We start from the raw sequence: 2,451 nt of genomic DNA, 5'->3' as shown, positions 1-2,451 counted from the left end.
GTATGCGTCCGGTAAACACACCTTCCGCTGAGCCCCGACTTCGATGACGGTAGGTGTCCACCTATTCCTTAGTGGACACCTACCATGAGTGAGTTAAGCGTATGGGAGGCGCCTCGAAAGCGTCGCCGCTTTACAGCCGAGTTCAAGGCCAGGATCGTAGAAGCGTGCCAACAACCCGGTGCCTCAGTGGCCGGCATCGCATTGGAGCATGCCCTGAACGCCAATCTGGTACATAAGTGGATCCGTGAGGCTCGGCGGTCGGCGCCGGTAAGTGATACCCCGGCGTTTGTTCCCGTGCCGATGGCAAGTACCGCCACACCAGCGGCGGGCCAGCATCGGGAAGCCGAGCGTATTCGCCTTTCACTGCCGAGTCCCAAAGGCACGGTGACCATCGAATGGCCGGTGTCCGATGCGCAGGGCTGTCGGGCGCTGCTTCGGGATCTGCTGTCGTGATCCGTATCGACGAGATCTGGCTGGCCACCGAGCCGTTGGACATGCGCGCCGGCCCCGATACGGCGCTGGCCCGGGTGGTGAAGGTATTCGGTACCGCCCGGCCGCACTGCGCCTATCTGTTCGCCAACCGGCGCGGCAACCGCATGAAAGTGCTGATCCACGATGGCCTGGGGGTCTGGCTCTGTGCGCGCCGGCTCAATCAAGGCAAGTTCCATTGGGCCGCCAACTGGCACGGCGACCGGGTGGAACTGTCGCCGGAGCAAGTGACGGCACTGGTCCAGGGCCTGCCCTGGCAGCGCATCGGCCCGGCGGGGGCCATTTCGGTGCTGTAAGCCTCGTCGGCACATAAGGCGAACCCTGGCCATTCGATGATCCGCGCATCCCCTTGCCGCCGGCGGACTGGCATAATCGCCGGATGAACATGCCGCCCGACCTGTCTCAACTCTCTCCCGATCAGCTCCGCCACCTGGCGGCAACGCTGATGGCGCAGGTGGAGGAAAAGGATCGGGCGCTGGCACAGAGCCAAGAAACGCTACGCCACACCGAGCAGGTCAACCAGAAGCTGACCTATGAACTGGCGCTGCTCAAGCGCCATGCTTTCGGCAAGCGCAGCGAACAGCTCAACGTCTTGCAGATCAGCCTGCTGGACGAGGTGGTGGATGCCGACATTGCTGCCATCGAGGCCGAGCTGGAAGAACTCGCCACCCCGGCGACGCCGCCTGCCGCCAAGCAAAAGCCCAAACGTCAGCCCTTGCCCGACGACCTGCCGCGTGTCGAGATCCGACACGAGCCCGACAGCGAGCACTGCGCGTGCGGCTGCCAGCGGCGCCGCATCGGCGAGGAGATCAGCGAGAAGCTCGACTACACGCCAGGCGTGTTTACCGTCGAGCGGCATATCCGCGGCAAGTGGGTCTGCGACGCGTGCGAAACGCTGACCCAGGCACCGATGCCGGCCCACGTGATCGACAAGGGCATCCCCACCTCGGGGTTGCTGGCCCAGGTGATGATCGCCAAGTATGCCGACCATCAGCCGCTCTACCGGCAGGCACAGATCTTTGCCCGCGCCGGCGTGGAGATCCCGCGCTCCACCTTGGCGGAATGGATCGGCATCTGTGGCGTGCGACTGCAGCCGCTGATCGATGCCCTGCGCGAAACCCTGCTCACCGAACCGATACTGCATGCCGATGAAACGCCGGTGCCGATGCTGGCTCCGGGCAAGAAAAAGACCCATAAGGCCTACCTCTGGGCCTATGCCACCACGCCCTACGCCGAGCAGAAGGTGGTGATCTACGACTTCGCGTCCGGGCGCGGCGGCCAACATGCCCGGGACTTCCTCGGCAAGTGGAAGGGCAAGCTAGTCTGCGACGATTACGGCGGCTACAAGCAGAGCTTTACCAACGGCGTCACCGAGATCGGCTGCATGGCCCACGCCCGGCGCAAGTTCGTCGACCTGCACGTGGCCGGCAAGAGCCAGATTGCCGAGCAGGCCATCGAACTCATCGCCCAGCTCTACCAGGTGGAGCGCGAGGCCCAGTCGCTGAGTGTTGAAGAACGCCAACGGCTACGCGACACCAGGGCGAGGCCTATTGCTGACGCACTGCATCGCTGGTTACTGGCTCACCGTGAAAAGGTACCCAACGGCTCAGCGACGGCCAAGGCGCTGGATTACAGCCTGAAGCGCTGGGCAGCACTGACACGCTACCTGGAGGACGGCAGACTGCCGATCGACAATAACCGGGTAGAGAACCTGATTCGCCCCTGGGCACTGGGCCGCTCGAACTGGCTGTTTGCCGGCTCGCTGCGCAGTGGCCAGCGGGCTGCCAACATCATGAGCCTGATCCAGACTGCCAAGCTGAACGGCCATGAACCACATGCCTACCTGAAAGATGTACTGGCTCGGCTGCCGACCCAGAAGGCCAGCCAGATCCACGAACTCCTGCCTCAGAACTGGAAGCCGGTCGACTGATCACTCGCGAAGGGTGATGACCGGCCGCTTAC

At 63.8% G+C, this 2,451-nt stretch carries 3 protein-coding genes; all 3 read left to right on the top strand.

Annotated features, from left to right (window positions below; genetic code table 11):
- Window positions 1–84 precede the first annotated feature (84 nt).
- The 3 genes from tnpA to tnpC all read left to right on the top strand — a co-directional run bounded on the left by tnpA (window position 85) and on the right by tnpC (window position 2,419).
- Window positions 85–453, top strand: coding sequence for an IS66-like element accessory protein TnpA (gene tnpA, locus IE093_RS22180; protein ID WP_189473109.1), 369 nt, complete (start codon window positions 85–87; stop codon window positions 451–453).
- A complete protein-coding gene (gene tnpB / locus IE093_RS22175) occupies window positions 450–785 on the top strand; it encodes an IS66 family insertion sequence element accessory protein TnpB (protein ID WP_189473106.1) in 336 nt (111 codons plus the stop codon). The genes tnpA and tnpB overlap by 4 nt, the downstream gene beginning before the upstream one ends.
- A gap of 83 nt (window positions 786–868) precedes the next feature.
- Window positions 869–2,419: an IS66 family transposase gene (gene tnpC / locus IE093_RS22170; protein WP_189473105.1), complete on the top strand. Its 1,551-nt coding sequence runs from the start codon at window positions 869–871 to the stop codon at window positions 2,417–2,419.
- The last annotated feature ends 32 nt before the right edge of the window (window positions 2,420–2,451 follow it).

Origin of the sequence: Litchfieldella qijiaojingensis, assembly GCF_014651875.1 — a bacterium.
In the GTDB taxonomy this organism is placed as follows: Bacteria; Pseudomonadota; Gammaproteobacteria; order Pseudomonadales; family Halomonadaceae; genus Litchfieldella; species Litchfieldella qijiaojingensis.
This window is presented reverse-complemented; position numbering and strand designations above follow the sequence as displayed.